General features: G+C 65.7%; 23 protein-coding genes. 9 read left to right on the forward strand and 14 right to left on the reverse strand.

The features are described 5' to 3' along the window. Window position 1 precedes the first annotated feature (1 nt). The 8 genes from HF024_RS01655 (at window position 2) to HF024_RS01690 (ending at window position 8262) form a co-directional block, all read left to right on the forward strand. Complete coding sequence (locus HF024_RS01655; protein WP_168688426.1) at window positions 2-1450, forward strand: ATP-binding protein; 1449 nt, start codon at window positions 2-4, stop codon at window positions 1448-1450. Continuing rightward, window positions 1447-3252, forward strand: a complete 1806-nt coding sequence (locus tag HF024_RS01660) for a type IV secretory system conjugative DNA transfer family protein (RefSeq protein ID WP_246397625.1) — start codon at window positions 1447-1449, stop codon at window positions 3250-3252. The genes HF024_RS01655 and HF024_RS01660 overlap by 4 nt, the downstream gene beginning before the upstream one ends. After that, on the forward strand, window positions 3252-3656 hold the full coding sequence (locus HF024_RS01665; RefSeq protein ID WP_168688427.1) for a hypothetical protein: 405 nt from the start codon (window positions 3252-3254) through the stop codon (window positions 3654-3656). Before HF024_RS01660 ends, HF024_RS01665 begins: the two co-directional genes overlap by 1 nt. Further along, complete coding sequence (locus HF024_RS01670) at window positions 3653-4138, forward strand: hypothetical protein (protein ID WP_168688428.1); 486 nt, start codon at window positions 3653-3655, stop codon at window positions 4136-4138. Before HF024_RS01665 ends, HF024_RS01670 begins: the two co-directional genes overlap by 4 nt. A 93-nt stretch (window positions 4139-4231) precedes the next feature. Further along, window positions 4232-4675 (forward strand): single-stranded DNA-binding protein, encoded by a 444-nt coding sequence (gene ssb / locus HF024_RS01675; RefSeq protein WP_021758367.1) that lies wholly within the window; start codon window positions 4232-4234, stop codon window positions 4673-4675. A 269-nt stretch (window positions 4676-4944) separates the two neighbouring features. Next, complete coding sequence (locus HF024_RS01680) at window positions 4945-5961, forward strand: tyrosine-type recombinase/integrase (protein WP_021758369.1); 1017 nt, start codon at window positions 4945-4947, stop codon at window positions 5959-5961. Continuing rightward, on the forward strand, window positions 5958-6293 hold the full coding sequence (locus tag HF024_RS01685) for a helix-turn-helix transcriptional regulator (protein ID WP_021758370.1): 336 nt from the start codon (window positions 5958-5960) through the stop codon (window positions 6291-6293). Before HF024_RS01680 ends, HF024_RS01685 begins: the two co-directional genes overlap by 4 nt. Window positions 6294-6300: 7 nt before the next feature. Next, window positions 6301-8262 carry a hypothetical protein gene (locus HF024_RS01690; protein ID WP_021758371.1) on the forward strand — a complete coding sequence of 654 codons (1962 nt, stop codon included), beginning with the start codon at window positions 6301-6303 and terminating at the stop codon, window positions 8260-8262. Window positions 8263-8301: 39 nt separating this feature from the next. Here the strand turns inward: HF024_RS01690 and lspA are convergent, their stop codons facing one another. The 13 genes from lspA to HF024_RS01755 form a co-directional block, all read right to left on the reverse strand. Beyond that, window positions 8302-8835, reverse strand: a complete 534-nt coding sequence (lspA, locus tag HF024_RS01695) for a signal peptidase II (RefSeq protein ID WP_021758372.1) — start codon at window positions 8833-8835, stop codon at window positions 8302-8304. Continuing rightward, on the reverse strand, window positions 8832-10739 hold the full coding sequence (locus HF024_RS01700) for a cation-translocating P-type ATPase (protein ID WP_021758373.1): 1908 nt from the start codon (window positions 10737-10739) through the stop codon (window positions 8832-8834). Before HF024_RS01700 ends, lspA begins: the two co-directional genes overlap by 4 nt. After that, a complete protein-coding gene (locus HF024_RS01705; RefSeq protein WP_021758374.1) occupies window positions 10736-11095 on the reverse strand; it encodes a metalloregulator ArsR/SmtB family transcription factor in 360 nt (119 codons plus the stop codon). The genes HF024_RS01700 and HF024_RS01705 overlap by 4 nt, the downstream gene beginning before the upstream one ends. Window positions 11096-11384: 289 nt before the next feature. Then, window positions 11385-14828, reverse strand: coding sequence for a hypothetical protein (locus HF024_RS01710; protein WP_168688429.1), 3444 nt, complete (start codon window positions 14826-14828; stop codon window positions 11385-11387). Window positions 14829-15705: 877 nt separating this feature from the next. Then, entirely contained in the window at window positions 15706-16164 is a 459-nt protein-coding gene (locus tag HF024_RS01715) for a hypothetical protein (protein WP_039921959.1), read from the reverse strand. 643 nt (window positions 16165-16807) lie between these two features. Continuing rightward, window positions 16808-19531, reverse strand: coding sequence for an AAA family ATPase (locus HF024_RS01720; RefSeq protein ID WP_247597253.1), 2724 nt, complete (start codon window positions 19529-19531; stop codon window positions 16808-16810). Between the two features lie 334 nt (window positions 19532-19865). Beyond that, window positions 19866-20723 (reverse strand): ArdC-like ssDNA-binding domain-containing protein, encoded by an 858-nt coding sequence (locus HF024_RS01725; protein ID WP_168688430.1) that lies wholly within the window; start codon window positions 20721-20723, stop codon window positions 19866-19868. A gap of 447 nt (window positions 20724-21170) precedes the next feature. Continuing rightward, on the reverse strand, window positions 21171-21413 hold the full coding sequence (locus HF024_RS01730) for a hypothetical protein (RefSeq protein WP_155829193.1): 243 nt from the start codon (window positions 21411-21413) through the stop codon (window positions 21171-21173). A 358-nt stretch (window positions 21414-21771) separates the two neighbouring features. Beyond that, complete coding sequence (locus tag HF024_RS01735; RefSeq protein ID WP_051337076.1) at window positions 21772-22308, reverse strand: hypothetical protein; 537 nt, start codon at window positions 22306-22308, stop codon at window positions 21772-21774. 52 nt (window positions 22309-22360) lie between these two features. After that, on the reverse strand, window positions 22361-22855 hold the full coding sequence (locus HF024_RS01740; RefSeq protein ID WP_021765541.1) for a GNAT family N-acetyltransferase: 495 nt from the start codon (window positions 22853-22855) through the stop codon (window positions 22361-22363). Between the two features lie 33 nt (window positions 22856-22888). Beyond that, window positions 22889-23299, reverse strand: a complete 411-nt coding sequence (locus HF024_RS01745) for a low molecular weight phosphatase family protein (RefSeq protein ID WP_021765542.1) — start codon at window positions 23297-23299, stop codon at window positions 22889-22891. Continuing rightward, window positions 23296-24681: an FAD-dependent oxidoreductase gene (locus tag HF024_RS01750; RefSeq protein ID WP_021765543.1), complete on the reverse strand. Its 1386-nt coding sequence runs from the start codon at window positions 24679-24681 to the stop codon at window positions 23296-23298. The genes HF024_RS01745 and HF024_RS01750 overlap by 4 nt, the downstream gene beginning before the upstream one ends. Before the next feature lie 13 nt (window positions 24682-24694). Further along, a complete protein-coding gene (locus tag HF024_RS01755) occupies window positions 24695-25423 on the reverse strand; it encodes an MIP/aquaporin family protein (protein ID WP_021765544.1) in 729 nt (242 codons plus the stop codon). Window positions 25424-25470: 47 nt separating this feature from the next. On the opposite strand from HF024_RS01755, the gene HF024_RS01760 reads away from it, so the two are divergent. Beyond that, a complete protein-coding gene (locus tag HF024_RS01760; RefSeq protein ID WP_039924259.1) occupies window positions 25471-26139 on the forward strand; it encodes an ArsR family transcriptional regulator in 669 nt (222 codons plus the stop codon). Between the two features lie 23 nt (window positions 26140-26162). Here the strand turns inward: HF024_RS01760 and HF024_RS01765 are convergent, their stop codons facing one another. Beyond that, entirely contained in the window at window positions 26163-26516 is a 354-nt protein-coding gene (locus HF024_RS01765) for a metalloregulator ArsR/SmtB family transcription factor (RefSeq protein ID WP_021765546.1), read from the reverse strand. Window positions 26517-26548 lie beyond the last annotated feature (32 nt).

Consider the following 26548-nt stretch of genomic DNA (forward strand, 5'->3'; position numbering starts at 1 on the left):
CATGAAGCAGTCAGCTGTCATCGGTCGCATCCCGGCGAATGAGAAGCCGGGAGCGAACGGCCGCCACCGCCAGACCGCCACGGCGGAGAAGAACTCGTCCTGGAAGCTGCAGACTGCGGAGTTGCCGGCGTCGAAGATGCCGGCGTGGGGGTGGAAACAGCCGCACAACCTGCGTGGCCCACTGCGCGCCACCCCACCCGCACACCGCTGCTCGTCCAAAGTGCTGGGTGGTGCGTATCCGTTTCTGGCCGAGACCGGGGACATCCTCACCGGCGCGTACATCGGCGAGAACCTGCTCTCCCGGGCTCCGTTCTGCTTCGACCCCTGGGACGCGTACTCCGCCGAAGCCGTCCGCTCCCACTCCGTCGCCATCCTCGGCGTCAAGGGCACCGGCAAGTCGATGCTGGCCAAGTCCTGGTCCTCCCGGCTCGCCCGGCTGGGTCGCAAGATCGCCGTCCCGCACGACCCCAACGGGGAGTGGGTGCGCGTTGCCGCGTACGTTGGCGGCACCTCCATCTCCGTCGGCCCCGGCAAGGCTGCGCGGATCAATCTGCTCGATGAGGGTCCACGGGACCTCTCGTTCTCGGATGAGGACTGGAACCAGAACGTACTCCAATACCGTCGTGCGACGGTGAAGACGATCATCCGCCGGCTCCGCGAGGGCGGGAACCTGGAGCCGGTCGAGCACACGGCCCTCGACGTCGCCCTCGACGCCCTCCGCGGGAACTCCACCGTTACCATCACTCACGTCTACGACCGCCTCGTCGACCCCAACGAAACCATCCCGACAGAGGTCGCGGACGCTGGCCACCGCCTCGCTCACTCGCTGCGTCGAATGGTGTCCGGAGACCTCACCGGCTTCTTCGACGGGCCCTCCACCGTCCGCTTCGACGCGGACGCCCCAATGATGGTCGTCGACACCTCCGCACTGAAGGGCGCGTCGCCGGAAGCGCAGGCGCTCGCTCGGCTGGCGACCGCGAACTGGATCCGCCGCTCCAGCTTGGGCGCGAACCGGCAAGCTCGCGTCATCATCCATGAAGAGGCCGCAGTCGAACTTCTCAACGACGTCTCCGGCGGCGACGGCCTCGCCGACCGCGTGGAGGACGAGAAGGTCGCCCGCCACCTCGGCACCTCCAACTGGTACCTCCTGCATCGAGTCGCCGACCTGGACGCGCTTGGCGACCGCAACAGTGCCCTCCACTCCCGCGCTCTCGGCCTCCTGGCCGACTGCGAGACCCGCATCTCCTACGCGCAACATTCCGGTGAGATCGCGCGGTCGCGGGAGATCCTGGGCTGGAACGACACCCAGGCCGACCTCGTCCGCAAGCTTCATAAGGGTGAAGGGCTGTGGCAGATCGGACAGGACCGGGTAGCGAAGGTCCGCAACATCTGCACCGACTACGAACTCGGCATCTTCCGCACCGACGCCATGGGGGGTGAGCGGGCATGAGAACCCATGGCTCCACCTGGACCCAGTTGGCCGTCTACTGCCTCTTCGCCCTCGTCGCCGCCGGCGCCCTCACCACCGGCATCGCCAACGCCACCATCACCATAACCTGCGGCGGGGGAGGCCAGCCTGGGAGCGTCTTCGCCGGCCTCCAACTGGCCATCGGCGGCGACCCCAGCGGCTTCGCCCTCGCTCGCGGATGCGAAGCACCGGTGACCTTGGTCCGAGGGCTCGACCTCCTCGCGGTCTTCCTGCTTCTGAGCCTCGTGGCGGTGGTCGTGGTTTGGTGGCTTCGGTACCGCCAGTCTGATCGGCACTTCATCCACGAGCTCCGCGGCCGTGACGGGCTCGCCAAGCCCGGTGAGGTTCGCATGCACACCTCCGCACGCACGGCGCTCCAGCGTGCCAAGACGCTGCGCCCAGCGTTGGTGAACCCGGATCCGTCGGCTGCGGGGTGGAAGGTTGGCAGCGCTCACGGGCAGGACGTCTACGTGTCGATCGAGGACTCGATCGTCGTGGAAGGCGCGCCCCGCTCTGGAAAGGGCTACCGGTTCATCATCAACGCCATCCTTGACTGGGACGGCCCGCTCATCACCACCTCCACTCGCAACGACAATCTCTCCGCCACTATGCGCGAACGCGCCCGGCTCGGCGAGGTCACGGTGTTCGATCCCCAGGAGCTCACCGGCGTCCGCTCGGCGCTGCGGATCTCGCCGGTCGCCGGGTGCGAAGACCCCCTGGTGGCGGACCAGCGCGGTCAGGCGATCATCGCCGGCACCGCCCTGGGCGCCTCGAAGACCAACCAGGAATGGGCGCAAGTGTCTTCCTCCGTGCTCTCCCGACTGCTCCACGCTGCAGCAGTATCCCAACGTGGCACCGATGCCTTGGCCCGGTGGGGCTCCAACCCGCGCCTCGCACGCGAAGCCGTGAGCGTGCTCGCCAACCAGGGGTCCCCCGGCTGGTCGGAGGACTTGGACGCGATCATCAACGGCGATGAGAAGCTCCTGGCGAACTCCTGGTTCGGCGTCTTCGGCGCGCTCCGACCGCTGTCCATCCCGTCGATCAGGAAGGCGATGACGCCGGGGCCGGGGGAGCAGTTCGACCTCGACGCGTTCCTCGCCGGATCTAACAGCCTCTACCTTGTCGGCACCGGCGCCGGCGCCGGATCCGTCGGCGGGTTCCTCGGCGCGGTCCTCGACGACATCGTCGAGACCGCACGACGGAAAGCTCTTGCCTCGCCCGGGTCGCGGCTGGATCTGCCGCTCGCGCTGGTCCTGGACGAGATCGCGAACATGTTCTCCTGGCCTGCGCTGCCACGGATCATGGCCGATGGTGGCGGCATCGGCATCTCCACCATCGTCGTCCTCCAGGCCCTCTCGCAGGCCGAGACCGCCTGGTCGCGGTCTGAGGCCGACACGATCTGGTCGGCCGCCACCGCCAAGCTCCTCCTCGGCGGCGCATCCGACGTCGACCACCTGCGCGACATCGAATCTCTTCTCGGGACCCGGCGGATCCGGAACACGGGGCACTCCTATAACGACAACGGGTCGTCCACGAACGTGCAGAACGAGAAGGTCCCGGTGATGACAATCGACGAGATCCGCCGCATGCCCGAGACCGTCGGACTGCTCGCCTACCGCAACCGGCGCGGAATCCTGCTTGACCTGCGTGGCTGGACCGACCGCGACGACGCCCGCCAAGTCAGCGCGGGCAAGAAGCTCACCGAGCTCGACCAGCAGGTCGTGTTCGCCGAACAGTACCAAGCCGCGCTCGATCGCCGAGGATCAGCTGGAGAGGGAGACTGATGTCCAACCGTCGCCGTCCCGCCCGGGGCAACACGTACCGCACCAACTACCTGCACTCCGGAGCCTGGTTCGCCCGCCGCGACCGATGGTTCCTCGACGAGCAGACCCGCAACGGCGAAATCCGCTGCGCCCTCTGCCTCGGCGCCGGTGGCTCCCACTCGCTCGAGCTGCACCACCTCGACTACCGCGGCGTCACCCAGACCCCGCACGGATGGACCGCCCACGAGCCGCATGAAGACCTGACCGCGCTGCACCCGCGCTGCCACGAATACGTCCACCAGCTGATCGACCGCGACCGTGCCCTCTCGGGGTTCGTCTCGCGCCGCACCGCTTCCGTCCAGGCGATCGCCCGGCTGCAGGCCAAGATCGCCCACTACATCGAAGCGTCCCTGGAGCAGCCGTGACCGACGACATCCCCCTCGACGACCTCGTCGCCTCCCTCGCCGAGGGATGGGAGAACCAAGCGCCCCGGCAGAGTCCTGGAATGCTCGGCATCCGCGTCATCAACTGGCGCACTCTGGAGGACGAGGACGCCCGACGGGTGTGGACCGACCTGCGGGAGTGGGTGGTCTGGTTCACCCACCGCTACAACATCGCTCCGAGGAAGATCCCGCCCTGCTGGTTCAAGCACGGCGCGCTCGTCGAGGAACTCTCCGCCCTGCACACCGCCTGGCTGGTCTCCTACGACAGCCTCGACGCCGGCTACGGACCCATCGGCTGGCACGAACGCCTCGCCGTCGCGCTGCCCCGACTGGCGACTTGGTACAACGGCGAATGCCATAACGGCCACACCGAACTCCTACAAACCGGCGACGACACAATCCCCACGGAGTGGGCCGATTGGATTCGCCAGAGCCACGCCAATCCGCAAGCCGAACGCCGCTGATTGCGCGCCCTCTGCGCGCATCTTCCGAGCCCGACCCGGAAGTTCTAAGTGAAAGCGACCCAACAGATGGCCGCCAAATGGAAAGGAAGAAAGATGAGCACACGAGTCCCGATCAGCATCGAAGGCAACCTCGTCGCCGACCCCGACTACGGCGAGTCCCAGAACGGCACGAAGTTCGCCAAGTTCACCGTCGCCGTCACCGACCGCAAGCTCGAAGACGGCAAGTGGGTCGACGGAGACACCCAGTACCACCGCACCACCGTCTTCGGCCGCACCGCCGAGAACGTCCGCGCCAGCCTCGCCAAAGGCGACACCGTCATCGTCAACGGCAACCTCGAGTTCCGCCACTGGACCGACCAAGCCACCGGCGAACCCCGAGCCGCCACCGAAGTCGTCGCCGACAGCGTCGGCCCCTCCCTCCGCTACACCACCGCGGAAGTCACCCGCCGCGCCCCAAAAGCTGAAGGCCCGGACACATACGTGACCGGGCCAGTCGCCACCGTCGCGTCAGCCGGGCGAGCGCCGGCCGTTGTCTAGTCCGAAACAGTAGGTGGGGTGGTCCTTTGGCCACCCCACCTTCGCGTGCCCCATGGGGCTTCGCCGCGTTGCATCAGCTTGGCCCTGGAATGCTAGAGAGATCGGTAAGTAGATACCTCCGCCGGACCCGCCGCATCCGCTCGTCGTCGCCCCAGGACTCGATCGATATCGTCAGAAGCCCCAATGCCTCCAATTCCTTCGTCGCGCGGGTCCAGGTGTCATCGGACATTCCATATTGACTGAACCCGGAGCAGCAGGTCTTCGACGCGATGATGGACGGCTGGCGGAATCAGCAGCTCTCACGCGGGCTCCGTGAGCAGACGATTCAGAACCGCACGGCGACGGTGCTCCGGTTCCGGGATTTCGTGGACAAGCCGCCGTGGAAGTGGACGGTCGCGGACGTCGACGATTTCACGAGGGAAGCCACCGATCGCACGCTGACCCTGTCGACGCTGCGCCACCATCATGGAGCCATCCGCGGGTTCTGCGACTACCTGACGAACCCGTTGTACGACTGGATGGAGATCTGCGAACGGGAGTTCAGCGAGATCCCGTCGCAGGTGTGCTTGCCGTGGAACACGGTTGCGCACCGGTTCGAGTTCGAGGGCGACGGGAAGCGCCGCCCGTTCACCTACGACGAGGTGGAGCGCCTGTTTGACACCGCCGACGCCCGTGTCGAGCTGCTTGTGAACTCCGGGCGGAAGGGCGCGCTCGGGGCGTTGCGGGACGCGCAGCTGCTGAAGACGGTCTACGCGTTCGGGCTGCACCGCACCGAGGCGGTGATGCTCGACACCGTCGACCTGCACCACAACGCCGAGATGCGTCAGTGGCGGCGCTACGGCGCGATCCACGTGCGGTGGGCGAAGGCCGCGGGAGGCGGTGCGCCTCGTCGTCGTACAGTGCTGCTGGTGCCGGAGTTCGACTGGTGGGTGCCGGGCATGCAGCAATGGCTCGAGCAGGCTCGGGAGCGATTCGCTCCCGGCGACGACCTCGACGCGCTCTGGGTGACCGAGCGCCGCACGCGCCTGTCCGCCGGCTACCTCGACCGAAGGTTCGCGGAGCTGCGTGACGAGGCCGGCCTGTCGAAGGATCTGACGCTGCACAGCCTCCGACATTCCTACGTCACGCACTTGCTGGAGTTCGGCTACGCCGAGCGCTTCGTCCAGGAGCAGGTCGGGCACATGCACGCGTCGACGACCTCGATCTATGCCTCTGTCAGCTCGGACTACAAGAACCGGGTGCTCGCGGAGGCGCTGAAGTCCCTCATCGAAGGAGAAGCGGGATGACCGTTGAACTCGAGACTGGCTGGAACCTGCGCAGCGTGATGGCGTCGCGCGGGATCTTCCAGACCTCCAAGCTGAAGCCGCTGCTCGAGGAGCGCGGCATCGACCTCTCCCGGGAGCAGGTGTATCGGCTGGTGACGCAGCCGCCGCAGCGGGTGCGTCTTGACGTCCTCGCCGCGCTCTGTGACGCACTGGGGTGCTCTCTCGACGATCTCGTGACGATCACCCGCCGCGAGGCCGCGGCCCCGGTGGCTGTGGGCGAGGAGGCGACGCGCGGGTCAATCGGTGATCTCCGCCCCGTTCGCGCGACGATCCGCCGTCCACGCACGAATTAGGCCCGTCGTGGCCAAGCTGCCGCAGGAGCCGAGGGTCGCGGAAGTCGTGATGCTCATCCAGTGGGGCGCGCTCGAGATCCCGGCGGAACGCCTCGCCGAGATCGTGAGCACAGTCGCTCCGGTACCGCTCACGCAACGCCTTCTTGAGCTTGCCCTCCTCAAGCAGCCTGGAGTCCTCGAAGGCCGTCACCAGAACGTGCCGGTGACGGTCCAGGACCTCGCGCACGCGCTCATCGCGGAAGGGGCGAGCCGGGTCGTCCTGCCGACGTGCGAGACATGCGGGCGCGCTGTCCGCATGCCGCACAAGACGCCGAGCGGCGGACGTCGCTGCTCCCGGTGCGAGAGGAATGCCAGATCCGTCGCGTGCGCGACATGCGGGCGGGAGAGGCCAGTGCAGCGCACCATCAGCGGAAAGCGGTACTGCCGCGAATGCTGGCGCGCCGACCCCCGCTCGTTCGGCCACTGCTCGCGGTGTGGTCAGCACGCGACCATCGTCGTCCGTCGCCCCGAGCTCGTCTGCCTGGCCTGTTACACCGCGCCGATCAAGACCTGCGGGGTCTGCGGGGAGCCCGGCAGAGTCGCGTCCCACCTCGACGGGCGACGCGTCTGCGCCCGCTGCTACTACGCGATGCGCACTCCGCAGCCCTGTCCGGAGTGCGGGCGCAAGGTGTTCCTCACCGGGTTCATGAACGACCAGAAGGTGTGCGCCGATTGCGCGGGCACCCCGGTCACGATGGCGTGTCCTGGTTGCGGTTCGATCGAGGAGGTCCGCAAGCACCGCCTGTGCGTCGAGTGCCGCCGGCCCATCGCAATCCGCCGGCTCCTCGCCGACGACACTGGAGTGATCCGTGCGGAACTACAACCTCTCGCGGACTACCTGATCACGCACCATGGCAAAGCGATCTCGCTCGAGCGGTGGTTGCACAAGAGCAAGTGCGCAGCCGTGCTCAGCGAGCTCGCAGACGGGACCCTGCCCCTTGCCGCCGACGCAATCATCATCAGAGCCAGGTCGGGGCAGTCCGCGGCGTTCCTCCTCTCACTGTTGGTCCGCTCTGGCGTTCTGCCGGAGCTCGACGTCGAGGCCGCGCGCTTCGACCACTGGCTCGAGGAATGGCTGGCCAACGTCGAGCATGCCGAGGACCGGCTGATCCTGCGCCGGTACTGCACCTGGGAGCTGCTCCGTTCGACCCGTGCGTTCCGGGCGGTGTCCCGCAGCCCATCGAGCCCCGCCGTCGGCTTCCAGCGGCAACGAGCAGCACTCAAGCACTGCGCCGCGCTCCTTCACGAGATCCGATCGCAGCACGAGACGATCGCCACTTTCCCGCAACGCCGCCTCGACGCGCTTCTCACCGACTCGCCGAGCCAGCGCGACGCGCTGGCTCCATTCACTCGTTGGCTGCGACGGCACCGGCTGAGCACCCTCCGCGTCGAGTTCCGCATGAGTCGCCTCGAGGGCCGGCACTACGAGTCCGACCATCGGTGGCAGATGGCCCGCCGATTCCTCACCGACGCGGACATGGACTCGAGGACCCGCACCGCGGGCCTGCTCGTGCTCCTCTACGGTATCCAGCTCACCCGCATCGTCACCCTCACCCGCGATCAGGTCGACGCGACCTCCCGCCCGGTGAAACTCACCGTCGGAACCGAGCCGATCGAACTCCCCGAGGCCCTCGGGAACGCGATCGTCGACCTCGTCGACGCATCGATGCGCCATCCCGAGGGGTGGCTCTTCCCTGGCAGAAACCCGGGGCTGCACTTGACCCCGGGGCCAATCAGCCGCCGTCTCCGTGCGGAGGGACTCCGCTCCGGGAGCGCCCGGACCACGGCCCTGATCGAGCTCACCCGTCAGATGCACCCCCGGATCGTCTCCGACTTGCTCGGTATCACACCAGCATCCGCGGCCGCGTGGTCGCGCCTCGCCAGCGGCGATTGGTCGGACTACCCGAAGGTCCGCGCAGTGCCCGGCTGAAGTGAGTGGGTGGCCTGGCCCACGACCTCCTTGACGTCCTCAGCCGTTGAGCGTCTCGCGCGCGATCGGTAGCAGGAGGTTCAGGCACACCAGGCCGACACCGACCACGACGAAGACGTCGGCGACGTTTCCGACGAACAGGTCGCCGTAGGCGAGGAAGTCGGTGACGTGCCCGCGCGCGAACGAGGGCGGGTTCACGAGCCGGTCGACGAGGTTGCCGACCGCGCCTCCCAGGATCAGTCCCAACGCAAGACCCCACCGTGCGCCGTGCAGCCGCACGGCGAAGGCGACCACCGCGGCGGACGCGAGCACGCCGATGAGGGTGATGATCCAGGTGGCCCCGGAGCCGAGCGAGAACGCGGCTCCGGGGTTGTAGACCAGCGACAGGCCGAACAGATCACCGAGAAGCGGGATCCGCTCACCCTGCGTCAGCTGCGCCACCGCGAGGGCCTTGGAGCCCTGGTCGATCACCAGAGCGAGCACCGCGACGGCGAGGGTGACACCGAGCGCCCGCCCGCTGCCCCTGGACGACTCACTCGTCTTCTCGACAACAACGACATCCTGCGCGGTCACGCGCTGACCTTCCGCGTCCGGGCGGCGCGCAGGCCGTTGAGGATCACGACGACCTCGGCGATCTCGTGCACCAGCACCACGGCCGCGAGACCGAGGACGCCGAACAGGGCCAGCGGGAGCAAGGCAGTAATGATCAGCAGCGACAGGAGGATGTTCTGGTTGATGATGTGCCGTCCTCGGCGGGCGTGGTCGAACGCGCGCGGCAGTAGGCGCAGGTCGTGCCCGGTGAAGGCGACGTCGGCGGACTCGATCGCGGCATCCGACCCGGTCGCGCCCATCGCGATCCCGATGTCCGCCGCCGCGAGGGCCGGCGCGTCGTTGATGCCGTCGCCGATCATCGCGACTGGCCCGTGCGTGCCGAGCTCGCCGATCGCGGCGGCCTTGTCCTCGGGGCGCAGCTCGGCGCGCACGTCCTCGATCCCGGCCTGCGCGGCCAGCGCGCGGGCGGTACGGGCGTTGTCGCCGGTGAGCATCGTGACACCGACGCCCTGGGCAGCGAGGGTGCGGACCACTTCCGGAACTTCAGAGCGCAGCTCGTCGCGGACGCCGATCGCAGCCACGGACAGACCGTCGCGGTGCACGATCACGACCGTCATGCCCTGCTCCTCCAGCCCTGCGACCCGGTCTCCGAGCGTCCCGGCGTCGAGCCAGCGCGGGCTGCCGACCGTGATCCGCGCACCGCCGAGCGTGCCTTCGATGCCGTGCCCGGCCTGCTCGGTCACACCCTCGGCCGCGGCGGCTCCCGGTGCGGCGGCCGTGATCGCGGCGGCGAGGGGGTGGGTGCTGTGCTGCTCCAGCGCGGCAGCCCAAGCCAGCGCCTCCTCCTCTGTGATGCCGTCGGCGGTGAGCACGGCGGTGACGGCGGGCTCGTTGCGGGTGAGGGTGCCGGTCTTGTCGACGGCGACGTGACGGATCACGCCGAAACGCTCGAACGCGGCACCGGACTTGATGATCACGCCGAACTTGCTCGCCGACCCGATCGCGGCCACCACCGTCAGCGGCACCGAGATCGCCAGCGCACATGGAGACGCCGCAACTAACACGACGAGGGCGCGGGTGATCCACAGCTCCGGGTCGCCGAGCAGCGACCCGATGATCGCGACGAGGGCAGCGAGGATGAGCACACCCGGGACGAGAGGGCGCGCGATCCGGTCCGCGAGACGCGCCCGGTCGCCCTTCTCCGCCTGCGCCTGCTCCACGAGCTCCACGATCGTGGTCAGCGAGTTGTCGGTGCCCGCCGCGGTCGTCTCGACCTCCAACGCCCCGGCGGTGTTGATCGCACCGGCCGACACTGTGTCTCCGGGCTCGACCTCGACCGGGATGGACTCCCCGGTGATCGCGGACGTGTCCAGGCTGGAACGTCCCGTGCGGACGACGCCGTCGGTTGCGATCCGCTCGCCCGGCCGCACCAGCATCAGCTGCCCTGCTTGGAGGTCCTTCGCGGCAACCTCGACCGAGACGCCGTCGCGGCGGACGGTCGCGGTCTCGGGGACGAGCTTGAGCAGCGCCCGCAGCCCGCCGCGGGCGCGGTCCATCGCCTTGTCCTCCAGCGCCTCGGCGATCGAGTACAGGAACGCCAGCGCGGCGGCCTCCTCGACATACCCGAGGATGACCGCGCCGACCGCGCTGATCGTCATCAGCAGGCTGATGCTCAGCTTGCCCTTGAACAACTTCCGGATCGCGCCCGGGGTGAAGGTCGACGCACCCAGCAGCAGGCCGATCCAGAACGCCACCAGCGCCGGGATCTCCATCCCGGACCACTCCAGGATCAGACCGGTCAGGAACGCGACGCCGGAGAGCACCGGGACCATGATCCCGCGATCGGTCCACCAAGGACCGTCGTGGTCATCATCGTCATCGTCGCGCTCGACGCCCTCCACCTGGGACTTCGTCACATCGCTCATGCGCCCGCCCCGATTCCGCAGCAGCCCGGCACAGTGCACGACGCATCTACACACGGCGCGTTCTCGTCCACCGCGAGCGTGACATCTAAAAGCGCGGCCAGCGCCGCCGCGAGATGCGGGTCGGCAATCTCGTAGCGCGTCTGCCGCCCCTCGGGCTCGGCAACCACAATCCCGCAGTCACGCAGACAGGTGAGGTGGTTGGAGACGTTCGAGCGGGTCAGCTCCAGCTCACGCGAGAGCACGGCCGGGTAGCTTGGGCCGCCGAGCAGAGTCATCAGGATCCGGGAACGCGTCGGGTCCGCCATCGCCCGGCCGAGCCGGTTCATGACGTCGAGGCGTGAAGCAATAGTCAGCATCTACTGAACTATACAGCAGGCGCTGACTAATCATTCAGAGTCGAGAACCTCGAATACGCGACTCGGCAACAATCGGAGCTACCAGTAGCGCGTTCCGGTAGCGTTCTCCCCTCACCCGGCAGCAACCAAGGTCTCGTCGGACTCAGATGGCGAGTTGCGCCAACGTGACGCCGGTCGAATGTGCCTCGCCACGTCCGCTTACCGTCGACGCCCGGTGCGAAGTGAATCGTTGGGCGGGTCCCACCGCCTCCAGTGAGTGCTTCGATTGACGCTTCGATGGGAACCGACTTCAGGAGGCGTCGTCAGCTGAGAGCGAATGAAGATCTGCTTCAATCGCGAGAGCGCGCAGGTGTCCTACGGCCTGAACGATCGGAGACGCGAACGTGTCGGCGATAGAAAGGTCTACGCCGGCGAGCACCTCCGCGAACGTGCCGCCATCATCCCCTTCGCTGGCCACGAGACTTTCGAGCTCCCTGTAGATAACGATCGCGTCGGCCCAAGCTTGGGGATCATCGTCAATGCTTTCGGCGGATGGAATCCGGGCGGTGGATTGGACACCGCGCCATCCATCAGGACGGCGACGACTCCACCCGTTCGCCGACGAGGCAGAGATAAGCGAGCCGATTAAGTTGTCTGCTCGCTCCTGGAACACGGACGGGGCCAGTAGGGCTCCTAAGCGCCGCGCGATGTCGGGGTAGTCAGTGGGGTCGATGTCTCGCAGCGGACCTTCGGCATCATCGAGAACTGCGCCGACTTGGACAAGTCGGCCGAGGTGCATTGCGACGAACCGCGTGCGGGTCTGGAAGCATGCTTCCTCGCGTGCCGACGGTCCCCACGACCGAAGGGACTCCTCAGTTGCTGCCCATGCAGAGGCGTCGACTGCGATGATTAGCTCGAGTGGAAGCAGCGGATCGGTCGGATTCAGGATTTCCTGCACAGAACTCGCGAACACCTCTACACCTGACTCTGTTAGCCGCTGTTCAACGGCCGCAAGGGATCCGTCCGCAGCGCTGACTGCACTCGTTAGCGTCAGAGCGCTAGTGTCCTCCAAGGATCGCCCGCGAATGTCCCCGGGCGACAGCGCTCCCTGCCCACGCGCAACCAAAATACGGGCAGCCATCGAGGCGAGACTGCCGAGTTCGTTCGGAAGCAGCGGTCCAACCCCTGCGTATTCCGGAAGGGTATCCTCAGCCCGCGCCCCCGCCAGCGCCTGAGGGGCTCCGGCGAGGCGCAGGCCCGCGCCCCCGAGGTTGGCGGCATCGTTCAGTCCCTGACTAACCTGCAGGAGGCTCTGGGCGATCAGGTCGAGAGCGGCCTTGGAGGGATCACGAGTCGTTTCGCGAAGCCGCAGATCGAAGTCGGCGGCAAACGGTAGCTCGGCACTAAGTCGCCCAATGAGTTGGGGATCGAGCGGCGGTCCCGGAAGTTGGGCAACCAGCGCGGCAACAGAGACGACCTTCTCGATCCACTCTCGACGCCCACGCGAACTGTCTCGCTCGGAAAGACGAGCAGGGAGCGCCATCAAGAGTTCCAAAAGCTGGGCACTCGCGTCTGCTTGTCTACGGCAACGATCGGTCCATCGTTCAGTACTCAGAAGCTCTGTCACTGCGATCTGCAAAGCGATGGAGCGTTCCGTCGCGATGCGTCTTGGGAGAGCGCCGACCCGCATTCGCTTCTTCCCGTCGATTGGCGCAGACGCGCCTCGGGCTGGCACGACGACTTCAACCGAAACGACGTCAGCTTCTGGGCACGCATCAAACAGTCTTTGCGCGAGAAACACTGCCTGTGAATTGAGCGAGGTCGGATCTTGACCTGCTTGAGGCTGATATCCGCGCTGAACATCCACGGTGCCAAATCGGGCCACTGCCCTAGCGGACACCTCGCAGAATGTGTCCGAAGTGTAGGTCGAGGCCCGCGCAAGGTTGCTCGACGACGAGGGCAGTTCTCTTCGATCCGAGAGGACCACATCCACAGCAAAACCGGAATCGTCAGCCTCAACGGCCCATCTTGCCCGCTGGCGAGGTGGGCCAAATGCTTGCTCGACTCTGGGCCCTTCAAGTTCGGCAACCACGGCCAACGTGGCGATCAACTGAGCGAATACATCCACTACATCAACACGAAGTGGGTCTGCCACTCGAGCCGAGTGTTTCGCAAATACAGCGGCAGCAGCGGCTAGCGGCAGCGTCCGATATCCCTCAAGCCGTTCAGAGAACCGCACAGCAACATCGAGTGGGGCCTCCATGAGTGTCTGCAGAATCACGTCGTCCGAAATCTTCGAGACTACCGTTTGGCGGGCTGAAGAATCCCACTCGGGAAGGCGTGCGCCGGCGGACGCAATCTGCCGGAACAGATCATTGCCGGTAAAGATGTCGCTGAACCTGGAGGTATAGGCCAAGAGGTAATAGGAAGACACATCAATCGTCGGCGGCGTGATTTGCTTGACGTATCCGAGGGTCGCAGCCACATAAGCCGAAACGTCTAGCCGCTCGGCAGCATCGACAAGCGCTGCAATTTCCCTAGCCGAGGTCGGGCCCGGCGCGTTTGCGAGGTCGTTTACGCGATCAGCAATTGACTTCACGAGCGGGTCTATAACGCGGCGGGCCGAAGTGAGTCGATCCGCAACCGACGACACGGTTTCGAGCCTAGCCGCACGCAGAACGCGGGTTGCAGCGCGCCGGTACAGCATTGGCCTCACCTCCGCCGGAGCAGCGGCGATGCTCCGTGCGTATGTTGTGGCCAGTGTGGGCGGGGGGACCTCGTGGAGCAAATCCAGCAGCACCTCCGCGCGCAGGTCATGAAGGGCGCGCCACGAGGTGCCGTCGTCGGAGACGATCAGATGCTCATCTCGCAGTCGTGACAAACGACGCGCGACGATCGCAGGAGACTCCCCAACTAAACGTGGCAATTCGTCTGCGGGCACGGATCGACCGAGAGTGTGCAAGGCGGTGATTACTGCCAAGAGTTCTCTTGAATCAGCATGGTCAGTGTCATCGAGTCCCTGCAGCTGAGTGCGCAACACTTCGCGCAGCCGACGTCCTGTCGTGGCGATCGCCACGAACTCCATGAGAAGTCCATCTGCGCGGTGGATTGCCTCTTCGGGTTCGGTAGCAAGTTCGAACCCAGCGGCACGGAGACGAGCGTATATTCGCGCAGCCGACTCTCGCGCAAGCCGCGAGTCCACCAGGTGTGCACCCTCAGCAATCGACGGAAGAAGGTCTTCTTGCCGACATGCCGCCAGGATCGAAACCCCTGAGAATTCGAGCAGCCGGTCTCGAGCCTCTGGCCAACGCTCGGTTGCCGCGCGCCCTAGATCGTCGATGCAAACAACTACTCTGCGTTCAGGCGTCGGAGAAAGCATCCGCACAAGTCGGATCAGGCTTTGCACGTCTGAATCGCTCGAGACCCGAAGCACACGTATGAGCATTGGGCCGTCCTGAAGCAGCGACGCGGATCGCCAAAGCAGGCCTGATTTCCCTGTGCCACTCGCGCCGACGATTAGGACCTGACGGCTCGACTCGAGTGAAGACAGAATTGACTCGCACTCAGGGACGCGGACCACGTCGAGGTCTGCCCCGACGTGGCTGGGGACGACCCTTACGCCGGAGAAGAACTGCTCCTCGCTTTCGGTTGCTATGCGTGAGAAGTCGGCAAACTCGCATACACCTTCCCGAAGCGCGGCCTCGAAGTTCTGTTGGTCGACAGTCTCGCGCAACCGGGAGATCATCGAGTCCACGTCAGCGAGGGTTCGAAGATGGGCAGTCGCGACGTCGCGGCCACGCTGCGCTGACGATACCAAAGCAAGATCTGCAGCAAGGTGCGATCGCGCAATAACGGCAACCGCGGGAGGAATCGAGTAGGCCCTTGCGAGTAGCGACTCGACTTCGACCACAAGTGGGTCCTCAACAACGACAAGGTGGGTTCGGCCAATTAGGCGTTCCGCTGTGTCCGGGTCGCGACGACTGGCTGATAGCTGGTCTCGCACCGCTCGCGTAAGCTCAGCGTCGCCTTGGGGGATTGTTGAACCCCATCCTGTAGCGCCCGCGGCGAAGCCTGCATTGCTGACGATGGCGTACCCGGCGACGCTTCCGTCGTAGTCGCGAGCCGCCTCGACTTGAGCGGCATGCGCGATTACAGACGCAGTCTCCGCGCGACTCATGGTCCGCGCGCTCCGCTGCTTACTCTGGACAAGAAGCCAGCTGCCGTCCTGAAGGCGGCAATCAATGTCCTCAAAACCCTCAGGACGGACAGCGGACACCCGAGGAAGTGGAGAGTCCGACAGCCTCCCGGAACCGAGGAGCAGGGTCGCAAGGTTGATCTGATAGGTCACCCCCGCGACGTTCGCCGCTCCGCTTCGGAGCCGGGCAAAGAGTTCATCGGAAGACTCTTCCGAAAGCAAACTGACGGCGCGCGCCTCCCGTTGGCGTTGGCGCTTCAAAGCCTCGCGTTTAGCGCCCCCGGGTTGTCCCTTTCCCACGACACCTCCAAGCACGATCCACACTGGCACCGTATCCTGCCTCAGGCAGCGGGTGTTCTGGTAGGTGCCATTTTTGGGGGGGGGGGGGGGGGGGGCAAGCAGTGAAGGGTCGGGTTGCTCGGCATCGAGCGAAGGGCTATCCGTCCAAGCTCTCGACTGCGCGCATCGTCTCTGCAAAGCCGACTTCACCGGTTCGCCACATTCGGAGGGATGCGACCAGGTCCGGAAGATTAGCAACGATCCAAGTGTGTGAACGTCTCGGCAGCCGGTACACGACCTTGCCAACGAAAACCATCATGTGGGCGTCTTGGCCCCGCGCGAGCATGTGCACACGATCGACCTCGACTAGCAGCCCCCTAGCTTTCGGCGGCCAATTAACTCGGATCACGTCAGTCGAGTCGCGAAAGCTCTTATCTACAAGGTCTCGGATGTGACTGAATAGGCCACTCAACGCATCATCGAAGCGGTCCCGGTACTGGGAGTCTCTCGAGACCGCCCAGCTCCTCCACGCGACGAACACGGTCACCCCGCCGGCCACGATCGCACCCGCGAGCGCGCCCCACATTGTCGCCCAGAACTGCTGCCAGAAGTCCACAGCCGAATCCTAGGTTCGAATGGACCTCGAAGGCGGAAGCGCCGGATCGATTTGGGACAAATGATCGGACGGATGGCCGCATCGTCACTCCGGGTGCCAGTAGATGAGTAAGGGCGCGAGCGGGAGAAGCGAAGGTATCACTCATCGATGCTATTGGCTCCCAAGGTCGGCTGCCGGGGATGGCCCTTCCGGTCGGAACCGCACCAACCGCCGTGGTCTGGTGGACACTGGTGACATGAGTCTCGATGCGCCAGCGCCAGCGCCGTCCGGAGCTACCGGACGCGAAGCGGTAGAGATCTGCCGCCAGTGGATGGCCTACCTGGGCGCAGTCGACGTTGTTGTGGCGGAAGGCTCCGCCACCGACATTTGTGATTTGTACAGCTCGCGGTATCTTGCATGGGTTCAAAGCCGCAGAGGAAATCTTGACCTTGGTGTTGTCGAGCGCGCTGCAGCCGTCGGGTCGGTTGATGGCCGCTCATCACTTGTTTTCCTCAGGGGAGGTGTTTTCCCAACGGTACAAGACCGAGCAGACAATCTAACGGTGGGTCTGCTTCGTTTCGACCCACGAACGGGCGCTTTGGATGGCGCGAATGCTGTTGGTCGGCAGATACTCGCGAGTGGACTTGTGGGATAGCTGTTCCGGTTAGTGCAGGGCACGGCCTGTAGAGCTGAGAGGCGAGACGCTCGTAGCGGGCCCCGTTTGAGAACGAGCCGCGCGGTTGAATTCGGCTCGTGCGGCGGCCCTAGAGATCTCGATCGTCTCCTCCACAGGTTGCCGTTGCATGGTCTCGACTAGCTGAGCCCGAGCCGACGCCTCGGTGGGAGCTACGACTACCGCTAGGTTGCTGGACGTGCCTCTCGTCATTCCTACATACAGGCCGGCGCCGTCGACGCCAGGGCCGACTATAGATCGGTCCGTTGTCTCGCCCTGCACGCCGTAAACGGTCGTGGCGTATGCCAAGTGGAGGTGGGTTCCTGCATACTCGTGATCGATCATTCGCAGATCTGTCGAGTCGTTTGCGGACGCCAACATGACATGTTGCGCAGTCACGTTCTTCACCGTCCAGTTCTGGCGATTCTGTACGTCCATCGTGCTGTCGTTCCGTCGCGTTTGGACGACATCGCCGACAAAGATCGCCTGTCCGGCCTGACCCGAAACGGCTGCGCTGGTGTCGACCTCGCCGACCGAGATCCGGCGAGCCTGAATGGCCTCGCTCACCGATTGCGCCTCGGCGTGGGTCGCGGAGACTATGGCGATGGACTGTCGCTCTCGGGAGGCTTCAAACCAGGCACTTACGAGGGCATCGTGCGCGTCAGTCTGGCTGTTTGAGAGCACTACGTGTCCCGTGTTGATCAATTCGTCGGCCGTATGACCGGCTTCCTTTAGGTCATCTGGTTGCCGAAGTCGAAGACTCAGGTTGGCCCACGCTGGGTCTTTGAATCGATGGATAGTCAAGAGCTCGACCTGGCGGGTTGCGCGTCGCCAGAAGAGGGCCATGGCGCCCGAGTGACCGACCGGAAGAGCTTGATGCTGGTCTCCGACGAGGGCGACGCAAGCGCCGGTGCGGGCGACGACGTCGAGCAGGGCGTTCGCTGCCTCGAGGTCAAGCATTCCAGCTTCGTCAACCACGATACGGTCTCCCGGTCGAACGCCGATGCGCGGACCGACGTAGGGCATACCCGTCGACGGATCGAGCTCGCCGATCGTTAGGCATGACCACTCGGTGGCACCGGCTGGATTGCTGATCCATCGCCATCCGTAGTCGTATAGCAACTGATGGAGAGATGACGACTCGCTCCCGGTTTCGCGTCCAGCGACCGCGGAAGCCTTCTTCGTTGGCGCGACGATGATCATGGCTCGACCGCCACGACGCAGAGCCGCTCCGGCCACCTTGAGCATCGTCGTCTTGCCTGTGCCAGCGGCACCGGAGATCGTCACGACTCGGTCGGAACCTGCGATCGAGGAGGCGCCCTCCAGTTGCCCTTCGTCCAGCGCGCGGTTGGGATCTATGGCTTTCGCTACTTCGGTCATCTCCCCTACGGAAGGCACGGTGCCAGGCGTAGCGAGGGACTCTGTGCGATGCGCGACTGTGGCCTTGAGAGTTGCAGTGGCAATGGCCATCCGGCTCTTGATGTGTGGGGGAGTGCTGGCCTCTGACAGCAGTGTCACCGTGTATGTGCTGGCGGCGTAGGCAGTAACTTCGTCGACGACCACACCTAGCTGGGTCCGATCATTGATTACGCCTGATGCTGCGATCGCTCGGATGGCTCCTGCCCGGACGTCCATGTCGCTGAATCGTCCTCCCGTCCCGGTCGATCGACCGTCCGCATCGACGATCGCCTTGGCCGCTAGAAGCTCGATGTCCAGGTCCTCGATGGCGATCGGGCGCGCCACCTTCGCGCCTCGTGGCTGTACGAGTTGCGGGTCGGCGTTTAGGAGTTCGGTCAGTACAACGGACGCCCAATCGTTCTCGTCCAGCTGCCCCGGCTTGTTCGGCCGGCCAGCCGCCCATGCCCACTGATCGATCTGGTTCAGGACGGAGGCGGATGGCTCCTCGTCCGCGTGCTGTTCCCTCCACTGGCGAAGATGGGCAGCCTTGTTGGACTCGATCTGAGCGGACCGCTTCGACAGCGGCCGCACCAGATGCTGCAGCTGCGCGATCTCCCCGTCCGAATTCAGCGTGAAGCCCTTCGACGCGAGAGCAGCGACCCATGCTGGGTCGGTCTTGCAGGCGAGGTCGCCTTCGGCGTTCACGATGTTCTGGAACCGGAGCGCGACGCGAGTGTCGACGTTGGACCACTTCCCGTCGAGTCCTTCGACCTTGACGTTCAGCCACAGGTGGCGGTGCTTATGAGGGTCCAGTGAGCGGGACCGTTCGTGTCGCAACTCGACGACCTCGATGCGGGCGAGGTCTTCTCGGATAGCACCTTGCTTTCCGCGGCGGGCGTTGAGCTCGGTCTGCCACAGCTTGATGATCCGGTCCCGCAACCGGTCCTGCAGATCCTCGTACGCTGCCGCCAACTCGTGGTCCAGCATCGCCGCGATCGAGAACGACTTCGGTGCGTTGATCGTCGCATCCAAAATCAGATCCGCGACCGGCGACTCCAGATCCCGACCCCGACGCTCACCCGTCAGAGGGTCGACACCATCGACCCAATCCTTCAGTTGGGACCGGGTGAGGAGGTCGTCACGGATCGCGCCGTTCTCAACGATGTACCGGGTCATCACGGCGTCCGCATAGCCCGCGGCGGCCAGTGCGCCATCGGCGGTCTTGGCCGTCAGCGTCGCGTCGCAGACGCCGCCGAACGCGTAGTGCACCGCCTGCTTGACCCCCTGGGCCGCCTGCCCGCGCTTCCAGCGCGCCACTCCACCTCTCACACTTAGAACTTCCGGTTACGCGCGCTTTTTGGCGCGCACGGAGCGCGCACACTCGAAGAGTGCCTACGTGCATTCGCTCTTTTCCCTTTGGCTTGTCGTCTTTATCGTTCTCTCTCGTTTCTGGTCTCGTTCTCTCGTTGGTCTCCTTCGCCTTGGTTTCATTCGTTGCTTCTCGTCCCTTCGTCTCGTCCTTTTCTTGTCACGGCCATCTCTCCCGCTCAACATTTGCCGCCTCTTCCGCCGGCCCGCACTTCGCGCCCCCGAGCGCGAAAGAACCCCGACCCACTCAAGTTGGGTCGGGGTTCTTTTCGTCCGGTCGCGATTACTGGTCGAGCATCCCCACGATGTCGTGAACCGCCGCGAGGACTCGCGTAGCCGACTCGCGAATCATGGTGACGTCTTCGTCGCTCCATCCGGCGATGTAGCCGATGCTGTACGCGCTGGTGTCGAAGCCGCACAGGCCTGCGACCACGAAGGCGACCGACTCAGCCTCGACCTCCATGCGTCCGCGGTGCAGGCGGTACTCCTCGACGCTGTCGATATGGCGGAGCTCAATGTGCGCCGTCTCGTGAATCAGAGTCTTCGCGGACTGCTCGACGCTGATACCTTCCGCAAGGATCACGCGCAGCGTCTCGGGGTCCGTGTATCCGCTCGCATCGGCCAACGGTTCGCGGCTAACCCTCCATCCCCGGGACTCAAGGTGAGCGGTCAGCGGAGCAATGACTCCGTGGTCGTCGTCGCCGACGAGTCGGTGAGTAGGATCACTCGGGACCGGGTCGGCTCCCTCGATCGGGTCGGTCTGTGCGATGTCGAATACGGACAGAGTCGGGAAGTATCGGACCACACGCTCGTCGTCGGCTGGGGTCTCATCGTCGGCAGCGGTCTCGGTCTTCCGCTCGCGGTATCCGAAGATCTTGATCGACTTCTCACCCTTACGGACCTGGCGCCCCTTGGCCTGCCATTGCCGGAAACCGGCGACCATGGTCGCGTCGGGGTTCTGGGCGAGGATCAGCAGGAGGTTGTTCAGGCTGTAGTTGTGGAAGGAGCGGGCGAACTCGAGGAATGCCCGCCACTGGCCGCTGTCGGCGAGTTGTTGGACTTGCTCCAGGATCGACGCGTGCAGTGCCTCTGCTTCCGTCTGGCGTGCCTCCGCGGATCGGGTGATGGTCGTGTGCGTCATGTCGGTTGCTCCTTTGTCCACTCGTCTTTCTCGCCGTCCCGGCACGAAGATCAAGAACGGGTGGAGGCTGAGCAGTGACCGGCAGGAGCGGTTGCTAAGTGGAGGAGCGCAGCGACGGAGTCTGCAAATAGTGAGGGTCGGTCGCGGAGCAGCCGGAGGCCGTTACGATCGCAGGCCGGAGCGGGGAGAAGACACGGCTCGCGCCGACGTAGTCGGCTCCGCGCAGAAACTCGTACCTGAGTCAACCCTGCGTGGGCGAGCTCTATCAACGTCCCCTGAGTTGTGCGATCCGATCACGCAGGTAGACGGCAAATGGGATGGCGACTTAGGGCGGCGTTGAACTCAAGCGCTGCCGATGATCCATGTGTCTGACGCCCACGGGAGGGACAAGGCAGGCAGCAAAGGAGGAAGTTGGTAGATCGGCCCCGGGCTGACGGGTTTCGGCAGTCAGTCCTTCGCGTTGGCCGATTTCTTCAGCCTCTTCTTCGTAGAGCGCTCAACCAGAATGGCCAGGTAGTCCTTCACCGGTCGGCCGACGAAGTCGTCGAACTCGGCGCGCGTGGCGTTCTCGATCTCTTCCCGGGACATGTCCGGGAACTTCGCCTGGAGGCGTTCAGTTACCTGCTGGATGGTGTCTTCGTCGGATACGTCTTTCGCCACGCGCCGAGTGTCGCACAGGAAGGTGAACACGAACACGAGCGTTTCACGCCGACAACCACCACGCACGATACGGCTTTAAGCGCCCAGGACGGTGACCCGCGAAGAAATCTGCGCGCATACCGGGAGCGGTGTCACGGAGTTATCGTGAACTATGTCGACCAATGAGTCAGTGGAGTGCTCCTGCTGCGGCCGGGAGCGGCTCCGGCGTCAGGTTCACGCGCTTGGTGAGCGCAATGACGTGTACGTGTGTCGGCGCTGCGGTTTTTGGATAGCTGTGTTCTGGCGCGGAGACCGCGCTGACGTTTCTCGTTGAGGGTTCGACTGATTCCTTCCGTGACGACCGCCGCGGCCAGCGACCTGGGCGTTGGCACACTGGCACGGCGACCCGTCACGCGGGATTCCTGATACTCGGGTTGTCACTGTCGGAACTGAGGTGGCGGTGCTTGAGCACGGCGCGGATGATGAGCGGAGCCCCGACGATCGCGGGAAGAAACCAGAACAACCACGAGGGCAGCAGGCGCCAAAGGGGGAGCTGGGGTCCGTTGTCGACGTAGAACGCGGTCAGCATGGCGACGTAGGAGACTCCCATGGCGATGATGTGTGGAGCGTTGCCGGGTCGGTGGAGCCGACGGTAGATGAACCCGAAGGAGGCCGCGACGGCAGCGACGGCACCCGCCGCAACAAGGGGCAGATCGGCGGGCCACCGGAAGGCGGACATCGCGCACGCGGAAGCGAAGACGATCAGAATCGCTCCGAAGTAGAACCGGCCACTGACAACGTGCCGGCCGGAGCCTTTTCGGCTGAACATGGCAACCAGCCCACTCGCGATTGCGACCAGAGCCGCCGCGACGTGGATTCCGAGCAGGGCGAGGAAGACGGCGGAGAGCGAGGCTACGTCCAGTCCGAGCAGGGGTTCCGTGCGCATGAGAGGCCTCCCTCCGGTGCGCTCAGGGTAGCGCTGCGCAAGGGGGTGCGGACTACTGTTCCCGTCGCCGCTCGATGAGGATGGTGTCGCGCCATTGCCCGGCCCACGGCCCGTAGGTCATCAGGGCGATGCGTTCGCGATGTCCGACCACTCGGAAGCCGACCTGCTCGTGGAGACGGAGGCTGGCGGTGTTCTCGCGGAAGATGCTCGACTGGATCGTCCAGATGCCCGCGTTGTCGCACGCGTTGATCAGCTCGTCCAGGAGCAGCCGTCCAAGTCCGTGGCCGCGCGCGCGGTCGGCAACGTACACGGAGTGTTCGACGACGCCCCGGTAGACCTCGCGTAAGGAGACCGGAGACACGGCTGCCCAGCCGGCGACGCCGCCTTCATCGACCGCGACAAGTCGCCCAACCTGCAGTTTGCTCGCGTCGAATTGCTCCCACGATGGAGGCTCCGACTCGAACGTGGCGTTGCCCGTCGCGATCCCCTCGACGTAGATCCGCTCGACCTCGGACCAGTCCGCGAGCGTGAGCGTGCGAATGATCATTCGGCTGCCGTGCTTCCCAGAGTCGTCACCGGATCATTCTTCAGCGGGTGCCACCCATTCCACCAGCTCCTCGACCTGCACCAAGATCGTGCCCCGGAGCTCCCGAACGCCGTCGAGGTCCCAGGTCGCCGGGTCGGGGAACTCCCACTGCACGAACTGACCCGCCACAGGGCCGGGGAGCTCGAGCCCGGGCTTCATGGCCACGACGATGTCAGCGGCCGCAAGGTCCTCTACCGTCACCGCTCGAGGCTGCGCGTCGGAGCTGTCGATACCGAGCTCGGCGAGAGCCTGAACCACAGGCTGGCTTGGCCCGTCGGCCGGTGCTGTGCCGGCGCTGGTGGCGTGGGCGCGATCGCCGGCGACGCGACGGAAGAGGTGGGATCCAAGCTGCGACCGGCCGGCGTTGTGGGTGCAGAGGAAGAGGACGGTGGGGGCGTCGTTCATACCGTGATCTCGGTTTCGATGGTGGCTCGTGTCCAGGCTTGGGTCGCCGCCTGGACGGCATCCCACGGTGAGCCGAGTGGCGGCGTGTAGGAGAGGTCGAGGTCGCTGATCTGCTGCACGGTGAGGCCGGCGAACAGCGCCGTCGCGTAGGTGTCGACGCGCTTGGCGGTCTCGGTGCCGAGGCGGCCGACGAGTTGAGCGCCGAGGAGGCGTCCGTTGTCGGCGTCTCCGGTGATGCGGATGCTGATCGGCTGGGCGCCCGGGTAGTAGCGCTTGTGGTCGTCGGCGGTGGTCTGGGTGGTGACGCTCTGGAAGCCGGCGGCGTGCGCTTCGTGGTCGCGAAGACCGGTTCGCGCGGCGACGAGGTCGAAGACCTTGACGACCTGTGTTCCGACCGAGCCGGCGAAGCGGGCGTCGCCACCGATTGCGTTCTCCCCGGCCACGCGTCCCTGCTTGTGCGCGGTCGTCCCGAGCGGGAGATAGGTGACCCCGAGCAGCCGGTGGTGGGTGACGACCCCGTCGCCGGCCGCGTAGACGTGGGGCAGGCCGGTTCGCATCTGCTCGTCGACGACGACCGCGCGGCCGGCGCCGAGGGTGGCTCCGGCGGATTCCAGGAGCTGAGTGTTCGGGCGGACACCGACAACAGCGAGCACGATGTCGGCTCGCAGGTTGACGGGCTGGCCGTCGTGGTCGGCGCGGACAAGCAAACCGTCGGTGTCCTTCTCGACCGAGCGAACCACGGTGCGGGTGCGCACGTGCACGCCGTGGCTGGTCAGCTCCTCGTGGACGGAGGAGCCGAGTTCCGGGTCGAGGGTGGAGAGGACTTCGGGTCCGCGCTGCAGGACGGTGACGTCGATGCCGCGCGCGCTGAATCCCTCGGCCATCTCGAGACCGACGTAGCCGGCGCCGATGATGATCGCGGTGCGCGGGTCGCGTGCTTCTAGGTCGCGGTCCAGGGCGAAGGTGTCGCCCATCGAGTGGATGACGTGCAGCCCATCGGCGGGGGTGAGCTGGTCGAGTCCGGTTATGCCCGCGTGCGAGGGGAGCGCGCCGGTGCCGACGATCAGCTCGTCGTAGCCGATCACGGACTCGGTTCCGTCCGCCGCCCGGACGTTCAATCGCTGACCCGCGACGTCGATGCCGGTGGCGAGTGTGTTGAGCCTGAGTGACATCCCGGTCGCCTCGAGGTCGGCGTGGGTCCTGTGGGCGAGCGACTGCCACGGGCGCACGTCACCGGAGAAGTAGTACGGGATGCCGCAGATGGAGAAGTTCGGGTATTCGTCGGCGACGACGACGGTGACGTCAGTCGCCGGGTCGAGTTCGCGGGCGCGCAGCGCGGCGGAGATTCCGGCGTCGCTGCCGCCGATGGCGACGAGATGCATGGGATGGTTCCGTTCAGCGATCGGTGGTCTGCGGGATGACGACGTCCGCTGCGGCCTCGGCCAAGACCTTCTCCGAGCGGAATAGCGCCAGGGTGAGTCCGACGTCGATGGCGGCGCCGACGAGTTGGGCGGCGATGAAGGGGAGGACGGACGCCGGGGCGATCCCGGCGAACGAGTCGGAGAAGATCCGGCCGATCGTAACGGCGGGGTTCGCGAACGAGGTGGAGCTGGTGAACCAGTAGGCGGCGCCGATGTAGGCGCCGATCGCGGGGGCGGCAGCGGCGCTGCGGCCGGATCGCGCCAGCGCGAGGATCAGCATGATGAGCCCGGCCGTCGCGACGACTTCGCCGATGAGCGTCCCGGCAGTGACCCGCTCGGTGGTGGCGACGTGCGTGGGCAGCTCGAACATCGCGTTGGCGAGTAGGGCTCCGCCGATGGCGCCGACGACCTGCGCGAGGATGTATGCCCCCGCCTCGGCGAGGGTCAGTCCGTTGCGGGCGGAGCGGCCGACGATCCAGTCGACAAGTGAGACGACCGGGTTGAAGTGGGCTCCGGAGACGGGGCCGAACAAGAGGATCAGCACGGCGAGGCCGAGGGCGGTGGCGATGCTGTTCTCGAGCAGCTGCAGGCCGGTGTCGTGAGAGAGGCGGCTGGCGGCGATCCCGGAGCCGACGACGACCGTGACGAGCAGTCCGGTTCCGAGGAATTCGGCGAGCAGGCGAGAGAGAAGGCGCGTGTTCATTGGCTTCATCTTGACCGGTAGGAGATACCTCAGTCAACATTGAGGTAATGAACACTGGGCGAAATCCGTTGGAGACGCGAGCCGCGTTGCACGCGGCTCTGGCGGATCCCCTGCGTCTGCGAATCGTGGACCTTCTCGTGCTCGGCGATCTGACTCCGGGAGAGCTCGTCGCGCAGCTGGCGGTCTCCACCAATCTGCTCGCGCACCACCTTGCGGTCCTGGAGCGTGAAGGCATCATCGTGCGCGAGCGTTCGGAGGGCGATCGCCGCAGGACGTACGTGCGCCTGCGGCCGGCCGCGCTCACTGCGCTGGGGCCGTCTGCGGATGATGCCGCGCGTCGGGTCGTGTTCGTGTGCACGGCGAACTCGGCGCGGTCTCAGTTGGCGGAGGCGCTCTGGTCGCGCTCCAGCGATGTCCCGGCCCTTTCCGCGGGGACGCACCCGGCGCCCGGGGTCGCGGTGGGTGCGGTGCAGGTCGCGGCGCGACATGGTGTCGTTCTGGCGGGACGACCGAAGCTGTACGCGGATGTCGTCGAGGTTGGTGACTATGTCGTCACGGTCTGTGACCGAGCGCACGAGGAGCTCGGGTACGGCGACGCTCATTGGTCGATTCCCGATCCGGTGCCGGACGGCAGCTCGAAAGCGTTCGAGGCTGCCTTCGACGAGATCGCACGCCGGGTCGGCTCCCTCGCCGCACACCTGACGCGGAGCGCATAGCGCACGACGGTCGGGCCACTCGGTTAGAGCGCTGTCGTGAGGACCTTCGACACGCGCTCCAGGCTTCCTGGGACGAGCTTGTAGTACGACCAGGTGCCACGCTTCGACCGGGTGATGTAGCCCGCGTCGAGCAGAAGCTTGAGGTGATGTGACACCGTCGGCTGGCTGAGCCCGATCGGTTCGGTCAGATCGCAGACGCACGCTTCCTGGCCCTCCGAGTTGGCCACGATCGAGAGCAGGCGAAGTCGGGTCGGGTCGCCGAGAGCCTTGAACGCCGCCGCCATCGACTCCGCCTCGTCGAGGGAGAGGGTCTCGCTCGTCACAGGAGTGCAGCAGGCGTTCACGGGTGTGATCGGGAGTGCTTCGAGAACGGCCATGCGACTAGTCTAGCCGTACATTGACAGATTTC

The organism is Leifsonia sp. PS1209 (assembly GCF_012317045.1).
Lineage (GTDB): Bacteria > Actinomycetota > Actinomycetes > Actinomycetales > Microbacteriaceae > Leifsonia.